The sequence below is a fragment of the Terrisporobacter muris genome, assembly GCF_024621905.1.
Classification (GTDB): domain Bacteria; phylum Bacillota; class Clostridia; order Peptostreptococcales; family Peptostreptococcaceae; genus Terrisporobacter; species Terrisporobacter muris.
In genome coordinates this window covers 1-2,518 of record NZ_JANKBY010000428.1, presented here as the reverse complement: position 1 = coordinate 2,518, position 2,518 = coordinate 1, and the positions used below count along the sequence as shown (strand labels likewise).

Annotated in this window: 3 protein-coding genes; all 3 read right to left on the bottom strand. The window is 28.0% G+C overall.

The window, feature by feature from the left end; translation table 11 throughout:
• On the bottom strand, positions 1-283 hold a 283-nt coding region (locus tag NSA58_RS18775; RefSeq protein ID WP_257560835.1), incomplete at its 3' end, for a hypothetical protein.
• Between the two features lie 90 nt (positions 284-373).
• On the bottom strand, positions 374-1,048 hold the full coding sequence (locus NSA58_RS18770; RefSeq protein WP_039678315.1) for a PHP domain-containing protein: 675 nt from the start codon (positions 1,046-1,048) through the stop codon (positions 374-376).
• 86 nt (positions 1,049-1,134) lie between these two features.
• Positions 1,135-2,379: a DEAD/DEAH box helicase gene (locus tag NSA58_RS18765; RefSeq protein WP_074429258.1), complete on the bottom strand. Its 1,245-nt coding sequence runs from the start codon at positions 2,377-2,379 to the stop codon at positions 1,135-1,137.
• Positions 2,380-2,518 lie beyond the last annotated feature (139 nt).

Genomic DNA, 2,518 nt, shown 5'->3' with positions numbered 1-2,518 from the left:
ATTTTAATAACTTCCTATTTACAACTTTTAGCTTATTTTCATCTTCACTTATTTCTAAATCTCTTCCTTCAATTATCACTCCACCACATACAAAACCTATAAATAACATATTAAATAGTATTTGTTCTATTGATAAGTTGCTTTGCATTATATTTGAGTTAATTGAGTTTCCATTACTAAATATGCCTAAGTTTTCTGCAACTTCTATTGTTTCCATAAGATATATTACAAATAGTATATATAACATATTTATTAAAGAATTTACTGAATGTTTTTTGTTCATCTCTCCTCCATAAAAGTACATAATTTCACTACTTAATTTATAATCTTAAAAATTTATTTTCTTGATTTTGTATTGATCAATACAAATTTTTTAATCCATTCCTATAATTTGAAATTCTTTATTTCTTAATATGTTAAGTAACTGTTCATCTGATGTAATTTTATTCTTTGTACAAATACCTGTTCTACATAAATCTTCCTTTTGGTGTACATCACTCCCACCTGTAGCTATAAGTCTTGGATTTTCTTCATAAACAACTTTTGTCAAATCATTATTATTGTTGTGTCTTGGGTTTTGGTTATTTACCTCAATACCATGTAAATAATTTATGTCCTCTAATTTACTGCCTTTTTGTCTATGAGGGTGAGCTTGGATAATGATTGCTTTATCTTTGAATTTATTATAAAAATCTTTTAGGCCCATCTCTATCATCCATTCATTTTCTAGATAATCTTCTTTTTCAAATCCAAATACTAAAAAGTCATTTGTATCATTGTTAAAACTAATTTCCATCCCTAGGCCTATGTAAAAATCTTTATCCTTACAATATTCTATACCTCTATCATAGCTATAAAAGAATTCCTTTGTTTTTTCTTTCCAATCTTCTCTTCTACACTTTCTGAAGTAACCTTTTCTCAAATGGTCTGTAAGGACTAATCCCGAGTAACCTTCTTCTATGTATTTGTCTATTATTTCTTCTATACTTAAGCGCCCGCAAGGACTGATTTCTTTTGTGTGTATATGTAAATCGTATTTAAATTTCATCTGTCTTCCCCTTATCTTATAACTTTACTATTATATTATATAAAAAATACCTAAGTTGAAAACTAATAACTTAGGTATTTTTTTATTTATTTTTTATTAGTAACTCTAACATTGTTTTTATTTCTATTTCTATTGTTGCTTCTCTTTGGTCTATTATCATTTTTATTAACCTTATTATTTCTTGATTCTTTAGCATCATTTGCACTATTTACATATGCATGATCATTTACAACTTCAATTTTCTTATTTATTAATTTTTCTATTGAATTATAAAGATTTCTTTCTTCTATAGAACAAAAGGCTATGGCTGTTCCACTCTTCCCTGCTCTTCCTGTACGTCCAATTCTATGAACATAAGTCTCAGCAACTTCTGGCAAGTCAAAGTTAATTACATGAGATAATTCATCTATATCTATACCTCTTGCTGCTATATCTGTTGCCACTAGTACTCTTGTTTTCTTCTCTTTAAAATTGTTTAAAGCAAGCTGTCTTGCATTTTGCGACTTATTTCCATGAATAGCTTCAGCAGTAATTGATGCATTCACAAGATCTTTTGTTATCTTATTTGCTCCATGTTTTGTTCTAGAAAATACAAGAACAGATTCCATAGATTTATCTTTTAATAAATCGATTAATAAAGATTTCTTTTTTCTACTACTTACAAAATAAATACTTTGCTTTATAGTTTCTGTTGTAGATGACACTGGTGCAACTTCCACTTTAACAGGATTGTTAAATATTGAATCAGCAAGCTTTGATATTTCCTTTGGCATTGTAGCTGAGAAGAAAATATTTTGACGAACTTTTGGCAGGTATTTTATGATTCTTTTCACATCATGAATCATTCCCATATCTAGCATACTATCAGCTTCATCTAAAACAAAATACTTAACATTATCTAGATTGATGAATTTTTGATTATATAAATCAATCATTCTACCTGGTGTGGCTATTAATACATCTACACCTTTCTTCAATGCCTCTGTTTGAGGATTTTGTGAAACTCCACCAAATATTACTAAACTCTTTATATTTGTATTTTTTGAATAAGTCTTAAAGTTCTCACCTATTTGTATGGCAAGTTCTCTAGTAGGTGCCAGTATTATAGCTTTTATATTCTTTTTACTTTTTCCCTCATTATATATATTTTGTAATATAGGAATAGCAAAAGATGCTGTTTTACCAGTTCCTGTTTGTGCACATCCTAGTAAATCCCTACCTTCCAATAAATGTGGAATTGATTTTTCTTGTATAGGAGTTGGACTTTTATATCCCTCCTCTTCTAGTGCCCTTTGTATGGGCTCTATTATATCTAAATCTTTAAATAACATGATGTCTCCTTCAATTATTGCTTTTATATTAATTTAATTATCTCACTAAAAAATAAACACTTCTCATTTGTGCTTCATACACAACCTAAGAAGTGTTAGTCTTCTATATTATCATACTTTTTTATAAATATCTATTTTT

Bases quoted from the DNA above. Each gene is read 5' to 3' on its own strand.
- NSA58_RS18770 (WP_039678315.1), bottom strand. From the start codon at position 1,048: ATGAAATTTAAATACGATTTACATATACACACAAAAGAAATCAGTCCT.
- NSA58_RS18765 (WP_074429258.1), bottom strand. From the start codon at position 2,379: ATGTTATTTAAAGATTTAGATATAATAGAGCCCATACAAAGGGCACTA.